Consider the following 23,595-nt stretch of genomic DNA (forward strand, 5'->3'; position numbering starts at 1 on the left):
ACCGCGAAAAGTCAATGAAAATCAGATGAAAAAACGCCCCTTTTTCCCTCTTTTGATTATTAGAAATTTCACGTGATGGCACAAAAGCAGAAAGAACAAATGCTCTTTCTGCTTTTCGATGTTAGTGGAAGAAATGACTTTCTTTGGAAATGTCGCTTAATTTCTTCGTAGAGTTGACTAGATAAGGATACGCGTAGGTACCGACGATCCCAAAGACCAGGAACAAAATCGTTAAAATAACCAATTGTGGCACGGCATTTGGCCAATAGATCCCGCCAGCTGATTCTCTTAACAGATTGACTGCATGGGTAAATGGCAGCAGCGGATTAATGAATTGGAAGAACTTCCCAGAAACTTGGATCGGGTAGTTTCCTCCCCCACCTGAGATGGAGAGAACCAAAATGATGATGGCGATCCCTTTCCCGAGGTTGCCGAACAGTCCTGCCAGTACGTAGACGATCATCATAAAGGCGAGTCCGACGAGTAATGCGAAGAAGACACTGTACACTGGATTGTGGACATCAACGCCTAATAAAAACATATTTCCTAGGGTCACGATCAAACTTTGGGCGACTGCCATCGTCAAGAACGTCAGCATTCGTGCCACAAAGGTTTCACGTTGGGTAAAGCGTTTTTTGTCTTTCTTCTCTAAATGATACTCCGTTGTAGCGACACTTGACAACAATAATGCCCCTACCCACAAACACAATGCGGTATAAAACGGTGTGCTAGCTGAACCATTGTTGGCGATTGGATAGATTTCATTGCTTTTTAATTCCACTGGTTGTTTGAAGAAGTCGGCTTCATCGGTGGCATCAAGTTTCAATAATTTGATGACTTCTCCAAGATCGACTTCATTTTCTCCTGCTCGGATCGCATCAGCGGCTTTGTGAATGCCTGCTTTGATACTCGGCCAATCGTTATTGATCAAATCGACAGCCGCATCCAAGGCTTTTTCAACTTCTGGCAGTTTTTCATCCACCATTGCCATCGTAGAGCTGATTTCTGATTTGATAGTTGGCCAATCGTTTTGCAAGAAGTTTACGGCCAGCCCTAATTTTTCTTCGACCACTGGCAATTCGTTGTTGTACAGGTCGGCTCCTTTGTTGATGGCATTGACGATTTCATCCATGTGACCATTCAGCATCGTATTGGCATCGTGCAATTCTTGCTTGATGGCAGGCAATTCTTTTTGGTATTTTTCCAAAATCGTCACGGCATTGCTGACCACTGATTTGGTGGAAGACAGCAACGAATCAAAATCGATCTCTTGGGCTTTTTTCAAGACATCTTCGGCGGTGGTGATGGTTTTGATTAGTTTGGTTAGAATGTCGTTGATGGTGGTGGTGATTGAATCAACATTGATGCTGTTCATGAGATTGGCAACGTTTTGAGCAGCTGCGGTAACTTGATCGAGATACGCTGTAATTTCATCAACAGACCCATTTTGAACAAGGTTATTCAATTGCGATAAGCGGTCAGATAAAACACCTAACGTTGTTTTGGCATTGCTTAATTGTGCAATGATGCCTTCTAGGTCGGCGTTACTGCCAGAATTCTGAATATTGGTTAAAAAGGCAATCAAGGAATCCAAGGCGGCTTGTTGTTGTTGGATGTTCTTTTGAAAGTCAGTGATCGTTGCACTGATTGCTTGACGCTCTTCATCCGTTAGTTCATTGTCAGCCAGCGCTTGGCGAATCGTACTTGTTAGACCGGCAGTGGTGGTTGCCACTTGACTGATCGACTCAATCGTCACCTTCACACTGCTAGAAATACTTGGCAGGGCATCTTGCAATTGTTGCGCCCCATCTTTGGTTGCGGTGGCGAAGCTGGCGGCTTGGTCGCCTAGTTGTTCGATCTGTGGTAAAGCGGCTTGCACTTGTTCAATGACTTGCAGTCCTTGCTTGGCGGTGTCGATGCCGTCCGTCATAGTGCTGGCAATGTCATCGAAATCATCGTCGATCATCTTCAATTGTTTGCCAGCATTTTGGATCTCTGGGATCTTTTCTTGCAAGGTCAAAATGATGCTGGCTTCTTTCTTCAATGCAGGCAGCTTATCGTTTAGGCCAATCAATTTTTCCCCCATAGCATCCACTTGTGGGATATAATCGGTGAATTCTTCGGCTTTTGCGATCTTTTCTTTGATTTCTGGAAACTTATCGTGCAAGGTGACGATCTCTTTCGTATAGCCATCGATCGTAGCCAAATTGTCATCGGTGTCTAAGATCATCGATTTGACTTTGTTGATGCTGACTAAGTTGGAATCAATGTCATAGCCGATTTCATTGAAGACTTTGATCAACGTGGAGCTGGCGGTTTCAATAAAGTTTTGTGAGATTTCTTCTTGAAGGCTGCTGGCTCCTTTATCGGTGATTTTTGGTGCGATGGCGTTGATTTTTTGGTTGCTATAATACTCGATGGTCGGTTTTTCGATTTTCCCACTGGTAAAGCTGATCAGATCATCTGAAAAATCCGCTGGCAGATAAATACCCGCGTAATATTTTCCTGACTTGACCCCTTCTACTAAGTCCTCTTTTGAATCCAAGAAGCGCCAGCCCAACTGCTTGTTTTTATGGAGGGTGTCGATGACTTCATCACCGATATCGATGTGCTTGTCTTGAAATTCTGCCCCTTTATCCGCACTGTAAACGGCAATCGGCAATTCACTGGTGTTGCCGTATGGGTCCCAGAGGGCTTTGATATTGAACCACGCATAAAGCGAGGGTAAAATCATTAAGGCAATGATCAAAAATGCAGAGATTGGATTGCTGAAAATTCGCTTCCAGTCCAGTTTATATAAATAGAAAACATTCTTTAGTTTATTCATTTTTTCTTCCCCCACTAGTTCTTCGTCGAAGGATAATTTACCATTTTTTTCCCCTGCCGCCAACGGCTAGGATCGACCAAGAAAAGTCCTTTTGACAAATGGACGTTTTTGTCAAAATGAAACCCCTTTACTTTTTGTTTTTTTTCGCTTATTGTTAAACTTTCTTTAACTTTACCATGATGGCGAAAAACACACCACTCATATCCTTTGATCTGTTTTTTTACAGGTCTTTCCTATACAAAAAAAGCTTCCTTTTTCTGCAACGAAAAAGGAAGCTTTTTTAGGTATTATTTCAGTTGATCCTTTGCCAATAACTCATACACATACTTCAATGAGGTAGCTTCGCCATATAATTGAAGATCTGCTTTTTCCTCTGGGGAATAGACTTGATCAAAGCTTTGATCGGGAATCAGCACGACATCGATACCCGCACGTGTCGCGGCTGTTGCTCCCACAAGAGAATCTTCCATGACTAAAGCTTTTTCTGCTGCGACTTGCGCTTTTTCTAAAGTCAGCAAGTAAGGTGCTGGATCAGGCTTATGGGCGGAGACGTCATCGCCAAAGGTCTGATAGTCAAAAGCCTGCAACAAATCGAAATGCGCCAACAATTCAGAGGCTCTTTTTTTCATCGTCGAGGTGGCTAATGCCGTTTGGAATCCTTTCTCACGAGCCAATGCGATGGTTTCTTTCGCATAGGGTTTGGTTTTGAAGGTGCCATCGGTTATTTGCTGGGCAATATAGACTTCCCGTTCTGCTCGTAATTCCTGCACCCGCTGCTGACCGCCTACGAGGTCGGCTAATTTAGTGGCAGTCTGTTGCCAACTTTGACCACGCCAACCAAAAATATCAGCGGCTGTAATCGGAAGCTCATACTTTTTAAATAGCGCCAACCACCCATCAAAATAGACTCTTTCGGTATCGACTAACAATCCATCAAAATCAAAAATCAAAAGTTCTTTCATAAACGCTCCTTCGTTTTGCTAAGATTTTTTCCTCACTCACTGGGGATCAAGACATCTCCCGACTTTTGTCAGCAGCTGCTTGCACTGCTTTGATGACAGCCGCCCGAAAGCCATTTTCCTCTAAGGTTTTGACTGCTTGGATCGTTGTGCCCCCTGGCGAGCTGACACGATCCTTTAAGACACCTGGGTGTTCCTTCGTCTCTAGTACCATCTTCGCTGCGCCTAATACCGCTTGAGCAGCAAATTCATACGCCATCGGACGCGGCATTCCTTCTGCTACTGCTCCATCTGCCAAAGCTTCGATGAACAAATACGTGTAGGCTGGTGAAGAACCGCTGACACCAATGACTGCATCGATCATGCTTTCTGGTACTTGCTCGGCTTTCCCTAGGCTTTCAAAAAGCTGTTTGACTTCGTTGGCTTCGGCTTCCGTCACTTGACCGTTGGGACTGATAGAAGACATCCCTTCCCCCACCAGTGCAGGGGTATTTGGCATGACCCGCACGATTTTGTGCGCACCAATGATTTCTTCCATTTGCGCGATCGTCACGCCCGCGGCAATGGATACTAGCAAATGCTCCTTGGTCAAGCCGTCTTTTAAATCAGCAAGCAAGCGGGGAAAGACAAAAGGTTTGACTGCTAAGACAAGGATCTCTGCTTTTTCGGTGACATCTGCCAGCTTAGTTGTCCCAGTGATCCCGGTTTCTTTTTCTAATTGTGCCAAAGTCGGCTCGTAGCGATGATTATAAACCAAGATCTCTGCTGGTTCATACAGGTTTGCTGCAATCAAGCCGTTGATGATGGCTTTTGCCATGTTACCGGCTCCTAAAAAGGCGATTTTTCTCATAGTTTTCACGCTCCACTTCTGATTTTGGTACCACTTTTTGCTAAAAAAGCCTAATCAATGACTAGGCTTCAAACTCGATCATATACGGATGCAAGGCGGTGTTATAGATCCCTTCTGTATATTCTACCACTTCTCCTTGTAGATCATACGAATAACGGGTTCGTTTCAAGGCAGCGACCTCTGGCGTGATCATAAACTTCTGTTGCTCTTCGGTCAAGGTCGTTGCCACGAACGCATCTTGAAAGCGATCGATGATCATTCGATGTTCATCCAATAGGCGATACAATGATTTTTCTTCAAAGACCTCGATGGAGGTACCCTTTAGCTGCTTTGGCAAATGGTACTCATAGTAAATAAAGGGTTGGTGGTCAAAATAATACATGCGACGTAAACGCATGACTTCTTTGCCCATCAAGGAATACGCTGGGTGTTCAGGCGCAAGTTCAACTAATTCATAGCTGAGGTTTTTCTTCGTGTATTCCTTGCCAGTCTTTTCAAGCAATTGGCTAAACGTCGTGCCTTTTGACAGCTTGTTATAAGGGCGATTGCTTAAAACCGTCGTCCCACGTCCGCTGCGTTTTTCCACATACTCATCTGCCGCTAACAATTCGATGGCTTTGCGGACAGTGATCTTGCTGACATTGAAGGTGGCTTCCAATTCTGTTTCCGTCGGTAAAAATGAACCAATCGGGTAGCGACCCGACATGATGTCTTCTTTGAGCTTATCGGCAACATCACGGTAAAGAATGTGTTTGCGTTTCATTGCTATCTCGCCTTTCTCTCATTGGATTGGTCTTGTTCTCCTTATTCATCAAAGGTAGGAATGTCTTCTGGTTGCGGCTCGATCAAGACTTTCCGTGGCTTGCTGCCTTCAGAAGGGCCAACGACACCTTGATCTTCTAATTCATCCACTAACCGAGCCGCTCGGTTATAGCCGATGCGAAAACGTCGCTGCAAGAGAGAAACGCTGGCGGTCTGCATTTCCACCACAAGGGCTTTGGCATCTTCGAATAGCTCATCTTGCGGTTGTCCGCTGCTGCCGGTACTCGTTTCTTCCTCAGTAACCATCATTTTTTCTTCATAATTGGCTTCTTGCTGATCGGTCACGAATTCAACCACTCGTTCGACTTCTTGGTCGGAGATAAAGGCCCCTTGGACCCGAATCGGTTTGTTCTCACCCATCGGCAGATACAGCATGTCGCCGCGTCCCAGCAGTTTTTCGGCTCCGTTCCCATCAATGATGGTCCGCGAATCGACACCGCTGGAAACCGCAAAGGCCATCCGTGATGGAACATTGGCTTTGATGATCCCTGTAATGACATCCACACTTGGTCGTTGCGTTGCTAGGATCATATGGATACCTGCTGCCCGTGCCATTTGCGCCAAACGAATGATGGCATCTTCGACTTCGTTGCTGGCAACCATCATCAAGTCGGCTAACTCATCGACGATCACTACAATGAATGGCAAGATCGGACGATTTTCACCGTCTTCTAAATTCTTATTGATCACTAAATCGTTGTAGCCAGTAATGTTTCGGACCCCAGTTGCCGCAAATTTTTCGTAGCGCTCTTCCATTTCCTTGACCACTTTTTGCAACGCTTGCGCCGCTTTGCGGGGATTGGTCACGACAGGTGTCAAGAGATGGGGAATCCCATTGTAAACATTTAATTCAACCATTTTCGGGTCGATCATCATCAGTTTGACTTCATGGGGTTTTGCCCGCATCAAAATACTGGTGATGATACCGTTGATGGCTACGGACTTCCCGCTCCCGGTCGATCCGGCAATCAAGAGATGGGGCATTTTCGTTAAGTCTGCCGTTTGGACACGGCCAGAAATATCGCGTCCTAAAGGTACTTCTAATAGTTTATCTGGATGATCCGGTTGGGCTTCGATCACTTCTCGGAATGAAACCATGCTGACTGCACTGTTTGGAACTTCGATCCCAATCAATGATTTCCCTGGGATCGGCGCTTCCATCCGCACATCTTTGGCAGCTAAGGCCAAGGCGATATCGTCGGTCAACCCGACGATTTTGCTGACTTTGACCCCTACTGCTGGTTGAACTTCGAATTTGGTTACTGCTGGTCCTAAGCTGGCTTTGACGACTTTTGCATCAACACCGAAGCTTTGGAAGGTGGTTTCTAACACACCGATATTTTGTTCGATCTTTTTGTACTCGCTGCTTTGATCCGTTGAAGGGATCGAATCGAGTAATTGCGCTGAAGGCAATTCATAATCACGATTTTCAGCTTCTTCCGAAATCTCAAATTCCAATACTTCACCATCATCATCGAGGATCTCTCCGTCTTCATTGACCTTTTTGCTTGGTCCCGGTTTGTTTCCTGCTGGATGTGGTGCTTGAGCGGCCTCTGGTCCCGCCGCTTGCGGCAATTCCTGGAAGTGGTCGATGGGTACAAAGCTCAGCTGCTCTGGTTCAAAATCAGCTGGCGCTTGCATCTGTTGTTCTTTTGCTGATTTTTCGTCTTCTGTCATTGGTCGGACTTGATTCTTTTCTTTGATCTCCGCCATGACTGCTGCTCGTTCGGCTTCTTTTTTGGCTTCTTTCGCAGCTTGCTTCTCTGCTGCTCGTTCCGCTTTGCGGGCTTCTCGTTCGGCTTGCTTTTCTGGAGAGCCTTCTAACAACCGCTGCAGCTTGTCACCAGCTGCTTGCAGGTGCTCGACTAACTCGTGGCTGCTCATTTGGCTGAACAAGAACGCCCCGATCAGCATGAGTAAAACAGCGATGATGTAGCTGCCGATCTGGGAAACAAGAAAATAGGTCGCCCCATAGAGCATGGCGCCAATCATTCCGCCCCCGACATTTTGGGTCACTTGGCTACGCCGAATATCGCCTAACAGCGTCATCCACGTCGTTTGGAAGATATTGGCTTGTTCTCCCACCACATTACTAAAGATTTGCGCATGGAGGATGATCAGTAAACCAAAATACACCAATACACAGCCAATCACTCGCCGAATACTCTTAAAGCGAGCATCGGTCGTTTTGATCGCTAACCAGACACCATAAGCGGCTAGGGCAACACTCAAAAATTGGTACGTGTTTCCGCCAACGATCCGAAACCCGTTGGCAATCAAGGTTCCTAAAAAACCTAAATGGAAAAAGCCAAATATCGAAAACAAGACAAAGAGCAGGCCGACGCCGACCAGCATTAATTTCTCTTGCTGTTTTTGTTGTTTTTTTGTTTTGCGTTTCTTTGCGCGTTTTTTTTGCGCCATTTCTATCCCTCTTTTCATCTTTCCCTATTATAACGAAAAAAGAAGGCGAACAAAAGTTTTCCTGTGAGAAATTTTGGTTCGCTGTTGGAATTTAAGGAAAAAAGAGGATGTCTGCCAGATATAGCAGTGATCATCCTCTTTTTAGCTGCTGCACAAATCCAGCGACTGTATAGACAATCAGTCCCGATGATTCAAAATCAGCTGTATTGGTCGTTACTAGACTGTCGATTTGATTTCGCTTCGCACAAGCTGCTAAAACAGCATCCTCAAAATCTGTCATTGTTGAATCAAGCGCCTGAAGGCAATCTGCTTCCGTAACTGTTAAGACGGTATGCACTTGGATCAGTTTTTTGACTTCCCTCCGAGCATCGACTCCTGCTGCTCCATCGAGAATATAGAAAAGATCCGTTAAGGTACTTGCCGTAATCACGCCCTCGCAAAGTCCATAAATGGAACTGTTGTATATCTGTTTGATGGCTTCTTGATGTCTTTTAGACCCTCTTCCTAATAAATAGTCAAGGATCACATTGGTGTCAATCACGACTCGTTTGGCTTTGTATTTGGTCATGCTTATTTTATTCTCCCAGATATTTTTTCCTACGCCGTTCGTTTCTTACTTTTTTGATGTCCACAACGTCAGGTGTTTCAAATGAATCTGCTAAAATGCCTTGCAATGAATCGACTAAACGAAGTTTCTCCTCTGGGGACAACGCTCCTACTGACTGCTTTTCTGTAATAACTAACTGTTTTTTGCCATTGACTTCTTCTGCCAGTTCCATTTCTAGTTCAGAACCTACCTGGAGATCCAATTTCTGAATCATTTTCTTAGACAAGCGAACCCCCTGTCCGTTGCCCCACTTAATCAAATGAGCGGTCTCTTTATAATGTTCCACTAGGCTCCCCCCCTCTTAATCGGATTTTCCTTACTACCTATCATTATAACATGAGCAAGCATATGTATACACAAGTATATACTTCAATCGTTCCTTCTTTCCTTAAATACGCAAAAGAAATGAATGTATAAAAAAACACCAACTGCTAAGCAGCCAGTGTATCTTGTTGACTTGTTTTAGTTTGGTGTGACGTCTTCGCCAAACCACTTTTCAGAGATTTCAGCAAAGGTGCCATTGTCTTGCAATTCTTTCAAGCCATCATTGATTTTATCTGCCATGGCTTGATCGTCTTTACGCACACCTACAGCAAAATCTTCTGCTTCAAAGGGGCTTTCGATTTCTTTGAAGTCATCGGTTTTGCCTGTTTGAGTCAAATAATATTCTGCGTAGACGCGGTCGATCAAAAGACCGTCGATCCGACCGTTTTCTAGATCGATAAAGGCTTCATTAAAGCTGGCATACAAGGTTGCGTCATTGCCGTCTACGAGATCCTTCAAAACTTCCGGTTGGTTATTGAAGGTCTCATAACCAGAAGAACCTTCTTGGGCGCCTAAGACTTTGCCCTCCATATCATCAAAGCTAGTAATGCCGCTGGTTTTTGCTGTGACTAAGACTTGTTTGTTTTCCATATAAGTATCTGTAAACAATACTTTTTCTTCACGAGCTGCGGTTTTGGTATACCCGTTCCAGATCATATCGATGGTGCCATTGCTTAGTTCGGTTTCTTTCATGGACCAATCGATTGGTTGAAATTTGACTTTGGTTCCTGTTAGATCCAAAATCGCTGTGGCTAAATCCACATCAAACCCAACGATGTTGCCTTGGTCGTCTTTAAAGCCCATCGGTACGAAGGTATCGTCTAGGCCGACGATCACTTCTTCTTTGTCAGCGGCACTGGTTGTGGTGTCATTGCTGCTGCCACACGCCCCTAATAAAAATACACTTGCTGCTGCGATTCCCGTCAATAGTAATTTTTTCATTTTGTTCTCCCCCTTATTCTCCTGCTACTTTTAATAATTGATCACCGATATTTTCGGCAAAAACCAAATCATGGGTCACCACGATCTGGGTCACTCCTTCTTTTTTCAGATCCAAGATCAGCTGTTCGACTTGCTGTCTCAAGCCTGGATCTAAGGCGCTGGTAGGCTCGTCATAGGCCAACACTTTGGGATTCATCGCCATCGCTCGTGCGATAGCCACCCGTTGCCGCTGCCCCCCGGACAATTGGAAGGGATATTGGGCTAGTAGGTCACTTAATCCTAGTTTTTCTGCCAACTGTTCGGCTTTTGCTGTATACGCGGCCTTGTCTTGTTTTAGCACCATTTTTGGCGCCAAAGTGATGTTTTCAAAAACTGACAAGTGCGGAAACAATTGGAAGTCTTGGAAGACGACACCGACGACTTGTTCTTGTTCTTTTGTGTCGGTGGGATCAAAGGTTTTGCCATCCAGTAAAAAGCTTCCAGAATCGATCGTTTCTAAACCAGCCAGTGTCCGAAGCAAGGTGGTTTTCCCGCCACCGGAAGGACCGACCACCGCTAAGATACTGCCGTCTTCGATCGTCAAGTCTAGCTGATCGATGACTTTTTTAGCGCCAAATGACTTTGATACTTGTTTTAGTTCTAACATATGTGGTTCCTCCTAACGGTAATAGTCCAGTTTGGTCTCGATTTGTTTTAACAATAACGTAAAGACGCCCGTCATCACCAAGTAGATCAAGCCGACCCCAACTAACGGAAGCAAGGTACTGTCTCGCTCCATGGCGATTTTCCCGATTCGCATCACGTCTGACAATCCTAAGATGTAGACGAGGGATGTGTCTTTGACAAGATTGATGACTTCATTGCCGACAGATGGCAGGGTGATCTTGACGACTTGTGGGATGATGATTTTTTGGATCGTTTGGATCGGGGACAAACGCAAGACTTTCGCGGCTTCATATTGTCCTGCTGGAATCGATTGGATCCCTCCACGGAAAATCTCGGCAAAATAAGCAGCGTAATTGATAATAAAGGCGATCAAGGCTGCTTCAAAGCGGTCAAAGACGATCCCTAAGATCGGCAGACCGTAGAATACGAAGATCAGCTGTAGCAATAAAGGCGTTCCTCGCATCAACCATACGTAGACTTGCACGATCAATTTCAAAATACTCAGGCGACTGGCTAAAACAAAGGCCAACAAGATGCCTAAGGGAATGGACCCGATTAAGGTCAGTGCGAACAATTTAACGGTGATTCCAGTTCCTGAAATCAGTTGGGGCATAACATTGACTAAATACTCAAACATGGTGACTTCCTCCTTGATAGGTTTCAATTTCGATTAGCAGCGATACAGCTTAGCGACGGTTTGCTCCGACGCTTATGTGACGCTGGGCGTTGGCTGGTGAGGGGCAACTGGCAAATTTCATTTTTCTAAAAAAGAAAAACAAAAAAAGCGCACACTGGCATTTGCCAGAGGACGCTTGATACGTGGTTCCACCTCAATTTGCCTTTCCTTCACAGGAAAAGGCCTCGTGCAGTCCTTGTGATCCTTCCACTTTCGGTTTTCGGTGAGATGCAAAAAAAGAGAAAAAAAACGTCCCCTAGCCATTACAGCTAAAGGACGTTATCAACGCGGTTCCACCTTTGTTTATCAGTGCTTCACAGCAACTGAACTCAGAAAGTCATCAATCAATGACTGCTGCTGTAACGGGCAAACCCGGTCTCTCCTACTTTTCTTTCGGAAAAACGACTCCAAGATGTGTTTCACAACCATGCGTTATCTCTTTGCACCAACCAGAGACTCTCTTCAAACAGCAAGCCTTGCTACTCTTCTTTTCGATGTCTGTTTCATTAAGTTGTGTCTTACTTTACTCGCTCTTAAAGAAAATGTCAAACATTTTTTCTGAAATTTTCGAAACTTTGTCGCATGCACCGATTTCGAAGGGAAGATTCAGGGAAAAGAAGACGCAGCTGCTTAACCGAAGTACGCTTCAGCTAAGGCTTGTCCTTGCTTGATTTTTGCCCATTGCTGTTCAGTCGAAAGCTCATTGCCGCAGTCACAAGAGGCAAAGCCGCATTGATGAGAAAGATAAAGCCGCTCCTTAGGAATGATTTGGCTGGCTTTGTCTAATAAAGCGATCACTCGCTCTTCATCGTCTAATGTGGCGGTTTTGCTGGATAATAAGCCTAAGACAACCTCCACTTCTGGACGGTCTTTCAGCGCTTCTAAAGCCGAGATATCACCAGCACGGTCATCGTCCCACTCTAGGAAAAAGCGGTCATAATGCTGATCACGCAAGAATTTTTCGGCGATCGCTTTGTAGGTACCGCTGGCGGCCGCGCGGCTTTGGTAATTGCCGCGGCAGTTGTGGGTCAAGACTTTTAATCCTAATTCGTGGGCGTAGTCAGCGACTTCGTTGTTGATCGCCACGAATTCATCGGCTAACGCTTCTAAGCCGTCATTGCCTTGGGTGAAGAAGCTCTTGTCATTGTCTTCGGCGAATAATTCCCATAAACAATCATCGAACTGAACGATCTCACCACCGGCTTCTCGGTATTCCTGCAAGAATTCCTTGTAGGCGTTAAGCAGCCCTTCCCGCAAGGCTTCTTTCGTTGGATACACCTGACCTTCACCAACGAGGTCGTTAAAGACAGTCAGCTCGGTAAAGGCGTGGGCAGCCCCCCAGACGGTGATTTTGACTGGCAGGTCGCCAGCTTGGCGTTTGGTTTCTTTAAATAACGTCAAGTAATGATGGTTTTTGCCAGATAATGGTTCTGTGATTCGGATGCCGATGTCTTTACGTGTCTCAAAATGTCCACCGTCCAAATCTTCAAAGGCATACCCATGATCGGAGATATAGCGTTCAACGCCTTTTAATCCCCAGAGAAAATCCAGGTGCCACATTGAGCGGCCATGTTCGCCGTCTGTGATGACTGTAATGCCGTGTTCTTTTTGCGCTGCAATGATGTCAGCGATCGCTTTTGCTTCCGTTTCTTGGTAGCCAGGAAACGCATCATAAAACGGGTAGCGGATATCCTCCCGATGCTCGATTTGATTTTTGTAGTCCAATAAATCTTGTGGTCGTAACAATGACCCCACAAGCTGAAATTTGTCTGTTGCCATATCCATTCCTCCTATACAAAGTTTTCAAAATTGTTAGATTTATTCTAGCAAACATCTTATACTATAGATAATACTTATAAACTTGTATATTCCATAGGCAATACCTATAACATAAAAAGGAGGTTGTATCCCATGCGTATCCAGCAGCTTGAATATTTGGAAAAAATCGTAGAAACTGGCTCTTTCAATGAAGCCGCCAAACAGCTTTTCATCAGTCAGCCCTCCCTCTCTCAAGCCATGAAAGAGTTGGAAAAAGAGTATGATCTGCAGCTGTTTTACCGCAGTAAATTAGGGGTGACCTTGACCGATGATGGCCGTTCCTTTCTCAACTATGCTCGAAATGTTTTAGACCAAGTCAATCTCTTGGACGAACGCTTTCGCAAAGACAGCCATCGCAAGCATGTTTTCAGTGTTTCCGCACAACACTATGCCTTCGTCGTCCACGCCTTCGTGGAGCTGGTCAAACAGTTAGGGGAAGATGAATTTCAATTCACCTTGCGGGAGACCCAGACACAAAATGTACTGGATGATATCCAGACGTTTAAGAGCGAATTAGGGGTCATTTATCTGAATGATTTCAACACAACGGTCTTGACCCGTTTGATCCACGAAAAAGACCTGCAATTCATTCCTTTATTTGAAGCCAAACCCCACGTCTTCATCGGCCGAGAAAATCCCCTGACTCAGAAAAAAAGCATCACATTAGCTGATTTGGAACCATATACCTATCTGTCGTACGAACAAGGGGAAACCAATTCCTTCTACTTTTCTGAAGAGATCTTAAGCACTTTACAGCGCAAAAAACACATCCGCATCAGCGATCGTGCCACGATCTTCAATTTGATGGTGGGTCTCAACGGCTATACCATCAGCTCTGGGATCATCAGCAGTGAGCTGAATGATGAAAAAATCGTTGCGATCCCTTTGGAAGTCGATGATGCGATGACACTAGGTTACCTAAAACACAAGAAAATGGAACTGAGTGAGATGGCTTTGGACTATCTCGCCTTGTTGAAGCAGCATATCAAAAACTACGGTTTCGACGTCTTTTAAAAAAAACGATCCGCAGACAGTCGGTCGGGCTACCTTAGTAAGGTGTCCCGACCCTGTTGCGGATCGTTTTGTTTCTTTTGTGCTTTTTTTGTTCTTAAACTGTCTTACGTTGGCGTTGTGGAGAATAAATCAACGCAATGGTTTCCATTCCCACTCTTCGACTTCGGCGATATCATAGCCGTTTTCTCGAATAAAGTCATGGTGATACGCAACGGTGTCTGCCATTTTTTGGGCAAAGTCCGTTGCTTTTTCTCCATAGACCCATTCGGCGGCGTCTTTGGCTAAGTGGAAGCGATCCAATTCAGAAAGGATCCGCATATCAAACGGTGTCGTGATGTCGCCATTTTCTCGGTACCCATGAATATGAAGCTGTTGGTTGCGACGGCCAAAGAAGATATCGCGAATCAGTCCTTCATACCCGTGGAAAGCAAACACGATCGGTTTGTCTTTCGTAAAGTAGGCTTCGAATGCTTCATCGCTCAACCCACGAGGATCGACTGCTGGACGACGCAATTTCAATAGATCAACCACATTGATGAAGCGGACTTTCAACTCTGGGAAGGCTTCAATCAGCAAGGAAACAGCGGCTAAAGCTTCCAAATTCGGTTCCGTCCCAGCAGCTGCGATCACAATATCGGGTTCTTGTTCTTCATCTGTCGATGCCCAGTCGATGACTTTCAAGCCATCTTTGACAAGCACTTTCGCTTCATCCGCCGAATAAAACTGCGGACGTGGGTGTTTTGAAGAGACCACTAGATTGATCTTTTCTTCAGAAGCGAGCGTTTCTGCCATGACAGCCATCAAGCTATTAGCGTCGGCTGGCAAGTAGACCCGCACAAAGTCGGCTTTTTTCTCTGCAATATGGGTCATGATCCCTGGATCTTGGTGGGTGTACCCATTATGGTCTTGTTGGAAGACCGTTGATGAAGCAATCAAATTCAATGAGGGGTACGGGTTGCGCCAGTCAAGATCATGGGCTTTTCGTAACCATTTGAAGTGTTGCGTGATCATAGAATCAACGACTCTTAAGAATGACTCGTAGCTGGCAAAGAAGCCATGACGACCCGTCAGCACATAGCCTTCCAAGAAGCCTTCTGCTTGATGCTCTGATAATTGTGAATCAATCACACGGCCCACTGAAGACAGCCATTCATCGTAATCAGGATGTTTTGGCTCCAACCATTGGCGATCCGTGACTTCAAACACATGGTTCAACCGATTGGATTTGGCTTCATCTGGGCCAAAGATGCGGAAGTTGTCAGGATTTTCTTTGATGATGTCACGGGCAAATTTCCCAAAGACCATCATGTCTTGGGCAGTCGTTTCCCCAGGTGTCTCAATCGCAATGGCATGTGCTTGCCAATCTGGCAAGCGTAGCGGTTGCGGATCGATCCCCCCATTGGTGATCGGATTGACCGCCATCCGTTGCTCCCTTTTTGGCGCCAATTCTTGAATCTCAGCTTTGATGCGGCCGTTTTCGTCAAAAAGCTCTTCTGGACGATAAGACTGCAGCCAATCCGTCAAAGCATCCACGTGTTCCATATGTTTCGCATTGACCGGGATCGGCACTTGGTGGGCACGGAAGCCCCCTTCAATCGGCTCGCCATCCCAGACTTTCGGTCCAGTCCAGCCTTTCGGTGTGCGAACGATCAAAACAGGCCAATGAGGCATAGCGGCTTCTTCCGCAGAACCTTTGCGGGCTTCTGCTTGGATCGCGTGGATCTGTTCGATGGCTTGATCCATTTTCTGTGCCAATTGCGGATGAACGGCTTCTGGATCGTCCCCTTCTACGAAATAAGGGGTCCAACCCATGCCTTCAAAATATTTCGTGAGATCTTGATCGCTTTTACGAGCCAAGATCGTTGGATTGGCAATCTTGGCGCCATTCAAATGCAAGATAGGCAAAATTGCGCCATCATTGACTGGATTGATAAAGGTATTTGAAAACCAGCTGCCCGCTAATGGTCCAGTTTCGGCTTCGCCATCACCGACCACTACTGCTGCAATGACATCGGGATTGTCTAAAATAGCTCCAGTAGCGTGGGCGATGGAATAGCCTAGCTCGCCGCCTTCATGGATCGAACCTGGCGTTTCAGGTGCCGCATGAGAAGCGATCCCACCTGGGAAAGAGAAGGTTTTGAATAGATGTTTCATCCCTGCTTCGTCTTGGGTGGCTTTTGGATAGATCTCGCTGTAGCTGCCGTCTAAATAAGCATTCGCAACCATGACTTGTCCGCCATGGCCTGGTCCTTCGATATAAAACATGTTTAAGTCGTACTTATTGATGACGCGATTGAGATGGGTGTAAATAAAATTTTGTCCTGCGATCGTTCCCCAGTGACCAATCGGATTCACTTTCAAATCTTTTTCTTCGATGGGGCGGCGCAATAAGGGATTGTCTTTCAAATAAATCTGACCAACGGAAAGGTAGTTGGCTGCTCGCCACCAAGCGTTCATTTTCTGATAATACTCTGGTGTATCGTAGGTTGTCTTCATTGTGCTCCTCCTTTTAGTCCATTGTTCCACTCTTACATAAAAGTCTATGCCCCCTATATTTAAAAGTCAATTTTGCTGATTGCTGGTGCTTTCAGGGGTCTGCTTATCCGCACTTTGCAGATAGAAGGCAAGAAAGCTTAAGAAAAACGCAAAGAAACCGCCGACCATCGCCAACGGTTTCTTTTGTGATTGGGTACTTATTTGATCGTTACGTATTCTAATCCCACAAGCTTCGCCCATGTTTCGATCTGATCAGAATTTAGGACAAGTGAGACGACGGTGTGATGGCCACCGCCTGTTTCGATCCACTGTTTGACGCCATCGTGGAAGTTTGGTTTTGGTGTCCACATTACTCGTGCAACCGGTAGTTTTGGTGCTTCTTCAGTTGGCTCAAAGGCATCGACTTCATTGATCAATAATTTGTAGTGGGTGCCAAAGTCTGCCATCGAAACCACGACACCTTCGCCGCCTTGGCCGTCAAAGACGAGTCGGGCTGGGTCTTCACGATCCCCCATCGACAATGGCGAAACCACGATTTTTGGTTTGTTGGCTGCTAATACTGGATCGACTTCCATCATGTGGGATTGCAAGATGGCTTCTTTTCCTGGTGTCAGCTCATAGGTATAGTCTTCCATAAAGCCAGTCGCCTTATTGTGGGCCATGATTTTCATCAAGCGGTCAATAGCGGCGGTTTTCCAGTCCCCTTCACCAGCAAACCCATAGCCTTCTGCCATCAAACGTTGTACAGCTAAACCAGGCAACTGCTGCATACCATATAGGTCTTCAAAGTTCGTGGTAAATGCCGTATAGCCGCCTGCTTCAAGGAAGCGGCGCAGACCGATTTCTTGTTTGGCTTGGGCTTTGACATGACGTGCCCATTCTTCTTTGTCGTAATCGCCATAATCGAAATCATACAGCTGGCTGTATTCTTCAAAGAGTCCATCGACTTCTTCGTCAGTCACCGCATCGACGACTTGAACCAAATCGCCGATCCCAAAATAATCAACGGTCCAGCCAAATTGGATCTGTGCTTCGACTTTATCGCCTTCGGTCACCCCAACGTTACGCATGTTGTCGCCAAAACGAGCGACTTTGATTTGGAAGCTTTCATTGTAGCCGACTGCCACGTCCATCCAAGCAGCGATTTCTTTTTGGATGGCTTCATTTTTCCAATAGCCGACAACGATTTTGTTTTGCTTTTTCAAACGAGCATTGATAAATCCATATTCTCGGTCACCATGAGCCGCTTGGTTCAAGTTCATAAAGTCCATATCGATGGTTTCCCATGGAATTTGTTCATTGTATTGAGTGGCAAGGTGCAGCAATGGTTTTTGTAATAATTTCGTGCCGCGAATCCACATTTTTGCTGGTGAGAAGGTGTGCATCCAGGTGATCACCCCAGCGACTTCATCCCGATAGTTGACTTCTTTCATGATTTTCGTAATCGTATCGGCAGTAACAGCGAGTTCTTGTAAAACGACTGGATAAGGCAGCTTTGAGCTGTCATTTAAGCTTTTGACCATTTCTTCTGCATGGTCCCGTACTTCTTGTAACGCTTCTTCTCCGTATAAGTGCTGTGATCCTACGACGAACCAAAATTCTTTTTTCCCGATTTCTAACATTCTACTTGCTCCTTTTTCGTTATTTTTGCCCGTAATAGGCATTTTCTCCATGTTTGCGTAAATAATGTTTGTCTAAGACCCGCTGCGGCAATTCGGGTGCGTAACTGTTCAGCTGACGCGTGATAAAATTCATCTTAGCGACTTCTTCTAAGACCACTGCGTTCATCACCGCCGCATCCGCCGTTTTGCCCCAGGTAAATGGTCCATGACCGTGAAGCAAGACACCAGGAATTTCTTCTGGCGTGATGCCGCGTTCCTTAAAGGTTTCGACGATCACCTGTCCTGTTTGTGCTTCATAGCCTTCATCGATCTCGGTTTGCGTCAAAAAGCGGGCACAGGGGACTGCTCCATAAAACGTATCGGCATGGGTTGTGCCCATCGCTGGCAAATCGAGTCCTGCCTGAGCCCAGCTCGTCGCCCAAGTAGAATGGGTATGGACGATCCCACCAATTTCTGGAAATGCTTTGTATAAAACGGCATGCGTTGGCGTATCGGAGGAAGGATTTTTCGCTCCTTCCACTACGTTGCCCTCAAAATCACAAACCACCATATCACTGGCTTGCATGGTTTCATAGTCAACACCGCTAGGTTTGATGACAAACAATTGCTGTTGGCGATCCACTGCTGACACATTGCCCCAAGTGTATTTGATCAATCCTTGCTTCGGCAATGCCAAATTGGCCTGAAAGACTTCTTCTTTTAATCCTTCTAACACAAAATTCCCTTCTTTCTTTTTAAATCAACGCATCGATTGCCGCTTGCTCGATCGGCAACCCTGCTTGGTAACGTTGGGTAAAGACGGTGAACCCTTGAATGTCGGCTTCTGTCGGGGCTAAGGTCACGCCGTGGTCATTTTTAAACACTTGATCTGCTAAGAATGCGGCCAAGGATTGTTCTGGCGTGTGACGGCGAAGGTACGCTGCTAAAAGGGCGATCCCCCAGGCGCCGCCTTCACCAGCCGTTTCCATGACCGTGACTGGGGCTTCCATGACAGCTGCCAAGACACGTTGGGCAACTTCTGGCGTCTTGAAGATCCCACCGTGACCAACGATTCGATCAATAGCGACGTCTTCGGCTTCCAGAATCTTCATCCCGATCTTCATCGCACCAAAGGCACTAAACAGATGTAAGCGCATGAAATTTGCTAAATTAAAAGAACTTTCTGGCGATCGGACGAAAAGCGGCCGTCCTTCAGGGATCTTAGTGATATTTTCACCAGAATAATAGCCATAAGAAAGCATCCCGCCACAGTCTGAATCCCCTTTCAATGCTTCGTTGAATAAGGTCGCAAACAATTCTTCCGTGGAAAGTTTCATTCCAGCTGCATCGGCAAATTCGCGGAAAAGTTTGACCCAGGCATTGATCTCCGAGGTACAGTTATTCGTATGGACCATCCCCACCAAATCACCAGAAGGCGTCGTGACCAAATCGATCTCTGGATACACTTTAGTTAAGGGTTCTTCTAAGACGATCATGGCAAAAGCAGACGTCCCGGCTGAAACATTCCCGCTTCGCTGTGCCACACTATTCGTGGCAACCATGCCAGTGCCCGCATCGCCTTCTGGCGGACATAACGGGATGCCAGCTTGCAAAGTACCAGTTGGGTCGAGTTTTTTTGCCCCTTCTGCCGTCAATGTGCCGGCTGGTTCGCCTGCTGTCAACACTTGCGGCAAAAGGTCTTTGATCTGCCAAGGATACCCCTGACTGCTGATTTGTGCATCAAATTGCTGCAGCATATTCGCATCATAGTTTTTTGTCGTACTGTCGATTGGGAACATCCCTGATGCATCGCCGATTCCGATAACTTTTTCCCCTGTCAGCTGCCAATGGACATAGCCGGCTAAGGTAGTGAAAAAAGCAACCTCTGGGACGTGGGCTTCTTGATTCAAAATCGCTTGATACAAATGCGCGATACTCCAACGCTGCGGGATGTTGTATTGGAACAATGCCGTCAAGGCTTTTTCTGCTTCTTCCGTGATCGCATTGCGCCATGTCCGAAAAGGTACCAACAGCGTGCCTTGCTGATCAAAAGCCATATAGCCGTGCATCATTGCAGAAAAACCGATACTGCCGATCGTCGTCAAAGGTACCTCGAATTGCTGTTGGATGTTGTGCGCCAACTCTTGGTAGCTGGCTTGCAGTCCTTGCCAAATCGCCTCTAGTGAGTAGGTCCAAATCCCTTGCTCCAATTGATTTTCCCATTCAAAGCTACCTGAAGCGATCGTCTGAAACTGCTCATCGATCAAGACAGCTTTGATCCGTGTCGAGCCTAGCTCGATCCCAAGAGACGTGCGCCCGTCAATAATTGCTTGCCTTACTTGTTGCGTCATCTTCTTATTCTCCTTTTTGGTTATTGACTGAACCGCGAACGATCAGCTCCGGTTCAAAATAAAAGCGTTGCGCTTCTGTTGCCTTACCTGTAGTGATCCATTGTGCCGCCAATTCCCCCATCGCTTCTTTCGGGTGAGTCAGTGTGGTGATCGTCGGTGTGGACAAGGTGCTAAGAGGCGAGTCATCGTTACCCACGATCGAAAAATCAGTAGGAACGTTCTTCCCAGCAGCCGTCAATGCTTGAATCAAGCGATGCGCGATCTCATCGTTGTAACAAACGATGCCTGTGACTTGATTATCGGCAGCCGTCAAGCGCTGGATCGCTTGTTCAATAACGGCTTCTTTCGTCTCCGTCGTATACGTCAAGACGTCTTCTGCTGCAAACGTCCGCTTGGCTTGGGTCAATGCTTTGACAAACCCTTTCATCCGATATTTCCCTTGTAAGTCATCGATTTTCGTGATCATCATCAACTGCTGATGCTGTTGTTCTAATAAATAATTGGTTGCTAAAAAACCAGAACGTGTATCGTTGACACAAATATGCGGCAAGTCTAGTTCTTCATAATAGGCATTGATCATGACGAGAGGAATCCCAGCTTCTTGGAGGGCGACATAATAGGCAAGATTCGGGTTGTACTGGCTGCTCTTCGTTGGCTCAACGATCAACCCGTCTACCCCTTGATCCATCATTTGCTGCAAGCACGCTCTTTCTTGCTCATGGTCATTGTTGGTTGATCCTAGAAGCAGTGAATAACCTTGCTCCCGCAATGTCTGTTCCACGCCGCGCATGATCGAAGGGAAAATATAATCAGACAAATAGGTCATGATGATCCCAATCGTTTTGCGGTTTTTATGATTGATAGTCTCAGGTTTTGAAACGTAGGTGCCTGAGCCCCGTTCTTTTCTTAAATAGCCTTCATTGACCAAAACAGCGATCGCTTGGCGCACCGTGTGGCGGCTATAATGAAATTCTTCCTGTAAGGTTGCTTCTGAAGGGATCGCATCGCCTTCATGATAGGTGCCTAAGCGGATCTTTTCTCTTAAGATATCCGCAAGTTGTTCGTACTTATTCGCCATTTTAATCCCATCTTTCAAAAGTTGTCCGTACATCTAAGATACCAAGAAACCGCTTCCGTGTCAATTGCTGCTATGGCTTTTTTTCTAAAAAAACCTAACGAAAAGAAGATAAATGATAAATTCCCTTTATTTTCATCAGAATTAAACGAATCAAAACACTATTTGTTGTATAATTGAATAAAATGTTGCTTATTACGTTTAAGGAGGTAAGTATTTTGACGAGAACACCTAATGAAACCTACGAGGAACCCATTATTTTGTATTCAAAAAAATATCGAGAAAATCGCAGACATGATGCCAGCTGTCGTTGGATCATTACGAAAAAAGGCGTCTGGATAAACAACACCCATCCAAAAATCCCAGATGAAAAGATCCCCATGGCAAAAATTGCCGATGTGGAATTACATATAGGCAAAGGTCTCTTAGTGGACTACCTCCGACTACAGGTACCAGGTAATTCTCAATTGCTCTATTTCACCAATCGAATCGATGCCCAAAAAGCCTATGAATTTTTAACGGATCATTTGGCAGCACTTGGTGGGCAATCAGCCAAAAGTTACGTGGATGAAGAGGCTGGAAAAATCAAATTACTTTCCTATCATTATCGTGATGCTTGGGTCATTTCAGAAGATACCCTCACAATCATCGATTACAAGAAGAAAGCGAAACAGGTTCTGCAGATTCCCCAAATTACCAGTGTCAATTTGAAAGAAGTTGCTGAATCAGGTCTTTGGAAAGGCAATGGCTTTTTAGAATTGTATATTGGCGGCGGAGCGATCAGAGAAACCCATTCCTTCAGACGAATGGAACCGAATCACTCTCTTTGCTTTGCCGAAAAAGACCTGGTGATTGCTCGGATCATACAGCGCTACCTCACCAACTTCCCTCGGGAGCGGTCGGTCCCGTTAACGAACCCATCGCCGCCGCCAGCTGCGAAGCCGACGGAAGCGCTCATTGCTGAACTACGCGAACTAAAAGTGCTGGTCGACGAAGGAATTTTGACTGAAGAAGAATTTGCATTCAAGAAAAAACAACTGTTAGGATTATAGAAGCAATCACTTCGGAGAAAAAAGCCGCCCTCCTGCCATGAGAAGGCAGAGCTTTCGGTGAAGGGCTGTGCTTTTTTCCTGGGAAAATTTTGAACGGTTTTTTTAGAACATGCTATACTAAATGAAGAATACGTAGAGTATCTCAAAGGAGGTCTTTCTCATTTTTTCTTTTAATGACATCAAAGCACGTTTCCCCCAGGCAACGTTGCATGACAAAGTTGCCACAACGAAGGATATCGAATCCATCGCATTCGGCAAAAAATATATTTGGCTGCCAACTGACCAATTAAGTGACAGTGAAAAATTGCTGATCCAACTGGGAAACGGCTCTTTGCAACCAGAAATCGATAACCGAAACCATCCATGGTATCCGATTTTATTTGAACATCAGCCCGTTCAAGAGCCGGAGTGGATTCGCCTGCTGCAAGTTCATTTCACCCGAACCATCGACTCTTTGCAATCCGAATGGCTCGCAGAGATTCAGCAAATGCTCCCTAGCGTGGTGGATCTTTTTTTCCTCACCGAAGACCATGCAGTGATCGTAGAAAAACAAGATGGTGCCAATTTGCCCATCGAAGATCTCGACGGCTTATTCGTCGCTTTGGATATGGATTTCGACTGCTATTCTCAGCTGTTCGTCGGTCCTTTCCATCATCCGCGCCACGATTTCACTACCTTATGGGCAAGTGAGTCTACCCTGTTCAAAAATGAGTTAAAAACGAAAACCACCAGTAAAAGTATGGATCTGCCCAAAGTGGTCTTCTCTCTTTTTCGCAACGGCTTTTCCGAGTATATTTCCTTGTTTCGTACCTTATATCTAGATTGGTTTGAAGAAGAGACCGAAACGATCATTCAATCACTGTGGCGCAATCAAGGCAATGCAAGCTCCACAGCCAAAGAACTGTTCATGCATCGGAATTCTCTCCTATATAAGATCGATAAGTTTCAAACACTGACACGTTTAAATTTAAAAAATATGGATGATCTGCTGCTTTGCTATTTATTGATCGATCAGTTCACCCATCAGAGCAATTAAACAACATGCACAAGAAAACGTTTTTTTCTTGTGCATGTTTCCGTTGCACCTTCGAAGC

The 23,595-nt window shown here is 45.6% G+C and carries 19 protein-coding genes and 1 other annotated feature; of the genes, 3 read left to right on the plus strand and 16 right to left on the minus strand.

The features are described from left to right. Positions 1-121: 121 nt before the first annotated feature. The 11 genes from IGJ05_RS08975 to IGJ05_RS09025 form a co-directional block, all read right to left on the minus strand. The gene (locus IGJ05_RS08975; RefSeq protein WP_266167024.1) at positions 122-2,827 is read right to left on the minus strand and encodes a YhgE/Pip domain-containing protein; all 2,706 of its coding nucleotides are present in this window, start codon (positions 2,825-2,827) and stop codon (positions 122-124) included. 287 nt (positions 2,828-3,114) lie between these two features. After that, positions 3,115-3,789 (minus strand): HAD family hydrolase, encoded by a 675-nt coding sequence (locus IGJ05_RS08980; protein WP_005227279.1) that lies wholly within the window; start codon positions 3,787-3,789, stop codon positions 3,115-3,117. A 46-nt stretch (positions 3,790-3,835) separates the two neighbouring features. Beyond that, positions 3,836-4,636, minus strand: a complete 801-nt coding sequence (gene proC / locus IGJ05_RS08985; RefSeq protein WP_010748724.1) for a pyrroline-5-carboxylate reductase — start codon at positions 4,634-4,636, stop codon at positions 3,836-3,838. Between the two features lie 61 nt (positions 4,637-4,697). Further along, complete coding sequence (locus tag IGJ05_RS08990; RefSeq protein WP_005232219.1) at positions 4,698-5,399, minus strand: GntR family transcriptional regulator; 702 nt, start codon at positions 5,397-5,399, stop codon at positions 4,698-4,700. Between the two features lie 41 nt (positions 5,400-5,440). Further along, positions 5,441-7,879 carry an FtsK/SpoIIIE family DNA translocase gene (locus IGJ05_RS08995; protein ID WP_010748722.1) on the minus strand — a complete coding sequence of 813 codons (2,439 nt, stop codon included), beginning with the start codon at positions 7,877-7,879 and terminating at the stop codon, positions 5,441-5,443. Positions 7,880-8,009: 130 nt separating this feature from the next. Next, positions 8,010-8,447 carry a type II toxin-antitoxin system VapC family toxin gene (locus tag IGJ05_RS09000; protein ID WP_010748721.1) on the minus strand — a complete coding sequence of 146 codons (438 nt, stop codon included), beginning with the start codon at positions 8,445-8,447 and terminating at the stop codon, positions 8,010-8,012. Between the two features lie 7 nt (positions 8,448-8,454). Further along, positions 8,455-8,772 carry an AbrB/MazE/SpoVT family DNA-binding domain-containing protein gene (locus IGJ05_RS09005; protein ID WP_010748720.1) on the minus strand — a complete coding sequence of 106 codons (318 nt, stop codon included), beginning with the start codon at positions 8,770-8,772 and terminating at the stop codon, positions 8,455-8,457. A 176-nt stretch (positions 8,773-8,948) separates the two neighbouring features. After that, entirely contained in the window at positions 8,949-9,752 is an 804-nt protein-coding gene (locus IGJ05_RS09010) for a transporter substrate-binding domain-containing protein (RefSeq protein WP_438725163.1), read from the minus strand. Between the two features lie 13 nt (positions 9,753-9,765). After that, positions 9,766-10,398 carry an amino acid ABC transporter ATP-binding protein gene (locus IGJ05_RS09015; protein ID WP_010748718.1) on the minus strand — a complete coding sequence of 211 codons (633 nt, stop codon included), beginning with the start codon at positions 10,396-10,398 and terminating at the stop codon, positions 9,766-9,768. A 12-nt stretch (positions 10,399-10,410) separates the two neighbouring features. After that, positions 10,411-11,055 (minus strand): amino acid ABC transporter permease, encoded by a 645-nt coding sequence (locus IGJ05_RS09020; RefSeq protein ID WP_438725164.1) that lies wholly within the window; start codon positions 11,053-11,055, stop codon positions 10,411-10,413. 308 nt (positions 11,056-11,363) lie between these two features. Continuing rightward, positions 11,364-11,598: a binding site (T-box leader), on the minus strand. A gap of 126 nt (positions 11,599-11,724) precedes the next feature. Then, positions 11,725-12,879, minus strand: coding sequence for a cobalamin-independent methionine synthase II family protein (locus IGJ05_RS09025; protein WP_266167025.1), 1,155 nt, complete (start codon positions 12,877-12,879; stop codon positions 11,725-11,727). 126 nt (positions 12,880-13,005) lie between these two features. Here IGJ05_RS09025 and IGJ05_RS09030 point away from each other — a divergent pair, with 126 nt between their 5' ends. Beyond that, positions 13,006-13,926, plus strand: a complete 921-nt coding sequence (locus IGJ05_RS09030) for a LysR family transcriptional regulator (protein WP_005227268.1) — start codon at positions 13,006-13,008, stop codon at positions 13,924-13,926. 129 nt (positions 13,927-14,055) lie between these two features. Here IGJ05_RS09030 and IGJ05_RS09035 read toward each other — a convergent pair whose 3' ends face one another. From IGJ05_RS09035 to IGJ05_RS09055, 5 genes are all read right to left on the minus strand, one after another. After that, entirely contained in the window at positions 14,056-16,422 is a 2,367-nt protein-coding gene (locus IGJ05_RS09035) for a phosphoketolase family protein (RefSeq protein ID WP_438725166.1), read from the minus strand. A gap of 197 nt (positions 16,423-16,619) precedes the next feature. After that, positions 16,620-18,044 carry an L-arabinose isomerase gene (gene araA / locus IGJ05_RS09040; protein WP_266167026.1) on the minus strand — a complete coding sequence of 475 codons (1,425 nt, stop codon included), beginning with the start codon at positions 18,042-18,044 and terminating at the stop codon, positions 16,620-16,622. A 19-nt stretch (positions 18,045-18,063) separates the two neighbouring features. Then, a complete protein-coding gene (locus IGJ05_RS09045; protein ID WP_010748713.1) occupies positions 18,064-18,759 on the minus strand; it encodes an L-ribulose-5-phosphate 4-epimerase in 696 nt (231 codons plus the stop codon). A 19-nt stretch (positions 18,760-18,778) separates the two neighbouring features. Continuing rightward, complete coding sequence (locus IGJ05_RS09050; protein ID WP_266167027.1) at positions 18,779-20,374, minus strand: xylulokinase; 1,596 nt, start codon at positions 20,372-20,374, stop codon at positions 18,779-18,781. 4 nt (positions 20,375-20,378) lie between these two features. Beyond that, positions 20,379-21,485 (minus strand): GntR family transcriptional regulator, encoded by a 1,107-nt coding sequence (locus IGJ05_RS09055; protein ID WP_375351966.1) that lies wholly within the window; start codon positions 21,483-21,485, stop codon positions 20,379-20,381. 149 nt (positions 21,486-21,634) lie between these two features. Between IGJ05_RS09055 and IGJ05_RS09060 the strand changes: the two genes are divergently transcribed. Together IGJ05_RS09060 and IGJ05_RS09065 are read left to right on the plus strand one after the other, a co-directional pair. Continuing rightward, entirely contained in the window at positions 21,635-22,501 is an 867-nt protein-coding gene (locus tag IGJ05_RS09060) for an SHOCT domain-containing protein (RefSeq protein ID WP_081116181.1), read from the plus strand. 205 nt (positions 22,502-22,706) lie between these two features. Then, positions 22,707-23,537, plus strand: a complete 831-nt coding sequence (locus IGJ05_RS09065; protein ID WP_010748709.1) for a helix-turn-helix domain-containing protein — start codon at positions 22,707-22,709, stop codon at positions 23,535-23,537. The last annotated feature ends 58 nt before the right edge of the window (positions 23,538-23,595 follow it).

The organism is Enterococcus sp. AZ167 (genome assembly GCF_051714025.1).
In the GTDB taxonomy this organism is placed as follows: Bacteria; Bacillota; Bacilli; order Lactobacillales; family Enterococcaceae; genus Enterococcus_D; species Enterococcus_D casseliflavus.

Excerpts from the sequence above, each read along its gene's own strand:
- IGJ05_RS09025 (WP_266167025.1), bottom strand. The coding sequence starts at position 12,879 with ATGGATATGGCAACAGACAAATTTCAGCTTGTGGGGTCATTGTTACGA.
- IGJ05_RS09020 (WP_438725164.1), bottom strand. The coding sequence starts at position 11,055 with ATGTTTGAGTATTTAGTCAATGTTATGCCCCAACTGATTTCAGGAACT.
- IGJ05_RS09035 (WP_438725166.1), bottom strand. The coding sequence starts at position 16,422 with ATGAAGACAACCTACGATACACCAGAGTATTATCAGAAAATGAACGCT.
- IGJ05_RS08990 (WP_005232219.1), bottom strand. The coding sequence starts at position 5,399 with ATGAAACGCAAACACATTCTTTACCGTGATGTTGCCGATAAGCTCAAA.
- IGJ05_RS08980 (WP_005227279.1), bottom strand. The coding sequence starts at position 3,789 with ATGAAAGAACTTTTGATTTTTGATTTTGATGGATTGTTAGTCGATACC.
- IGJ05_RS08975 (WP_266167024.1), bottom strand. The coding sequence starts at position 2,827 with ATGAATAAACTAAAGAATGTTTTCTATTTATATAAACTGGACTGGAAG.
- araA (WP_266167026.1), bottom strand. The coding sequence starts at position 18,044 with ATGTTAGAAATCGGGAAAAAAGAATTTTGGTTCGTCGTAGGATCACAG.
- IGJ05_RS08995 (WP_010748722.1), bottom strand. The coding sequence starts at position 7,879 with ATGGCGCAAAAAAAACGCGCAAAGAAACGCAAAACAAAAAAACAACAA.
- proC (WP_010748724.1), bottom strand. The coding sequence starts at position 4,636 with ATGAGAAAAATCGCCTTTTTAGGAGCCGGTAACATGGCAAAAGCCATC.
- IGJ05_RS09000 (WP_010748721.1), bottom strand. The coding sequence starts at position 8,447 with ATGACCAAATACAAAGCCAAACGAGTCGTGATTGACACCAATGTGATC.
- IGJ05_RS09050 (WP_266167027.1), bottom strand. The coding sequence starts at position 20,374 with ATGACGCAACAAGTAAGGCAAGCAATTATTGACGGGCGCACGTCTCTT.
- IGJ05_RS09010 (WP_438725163.1), bottom strand. The coding sequence starts at position 9,752 with ATGAAAAAATTACTATTGACGGGAATCGCAGCAGCAAGTGTATTTTTA.
- IGJ05_RS09055 (WP_375351966.1), bottom strand. The coding sequence starts at position 21,485 with ATGTACGGACAACTTTTGAAAGATGGGATTAAAATGGCGAATAAGTAC.
- IGJ05_RS09015 (WP_010748718.1), bottom strand. The coding sequence starts at position 10,398 with ATGTTAGAACTAAAACAAGTATCAAAGTCATTTGGCGCTAAAAAAGTC.
- IGJ05_RS09030 (WP_005227268.1), top strand. The coding sequence starts at position 13,006 with ATGCGTATCCAGCAGCTTGAATATTTGGAAAAAATCGTAGAAACTGGC.
- IGJ05_RS09060 (WP_081116181.1), top strand. The coding sequence starts at position 21,635 with ATGTTGCTTATTACGTTTAAGGAGGTAAGTATTTTGACGAGAACACCT.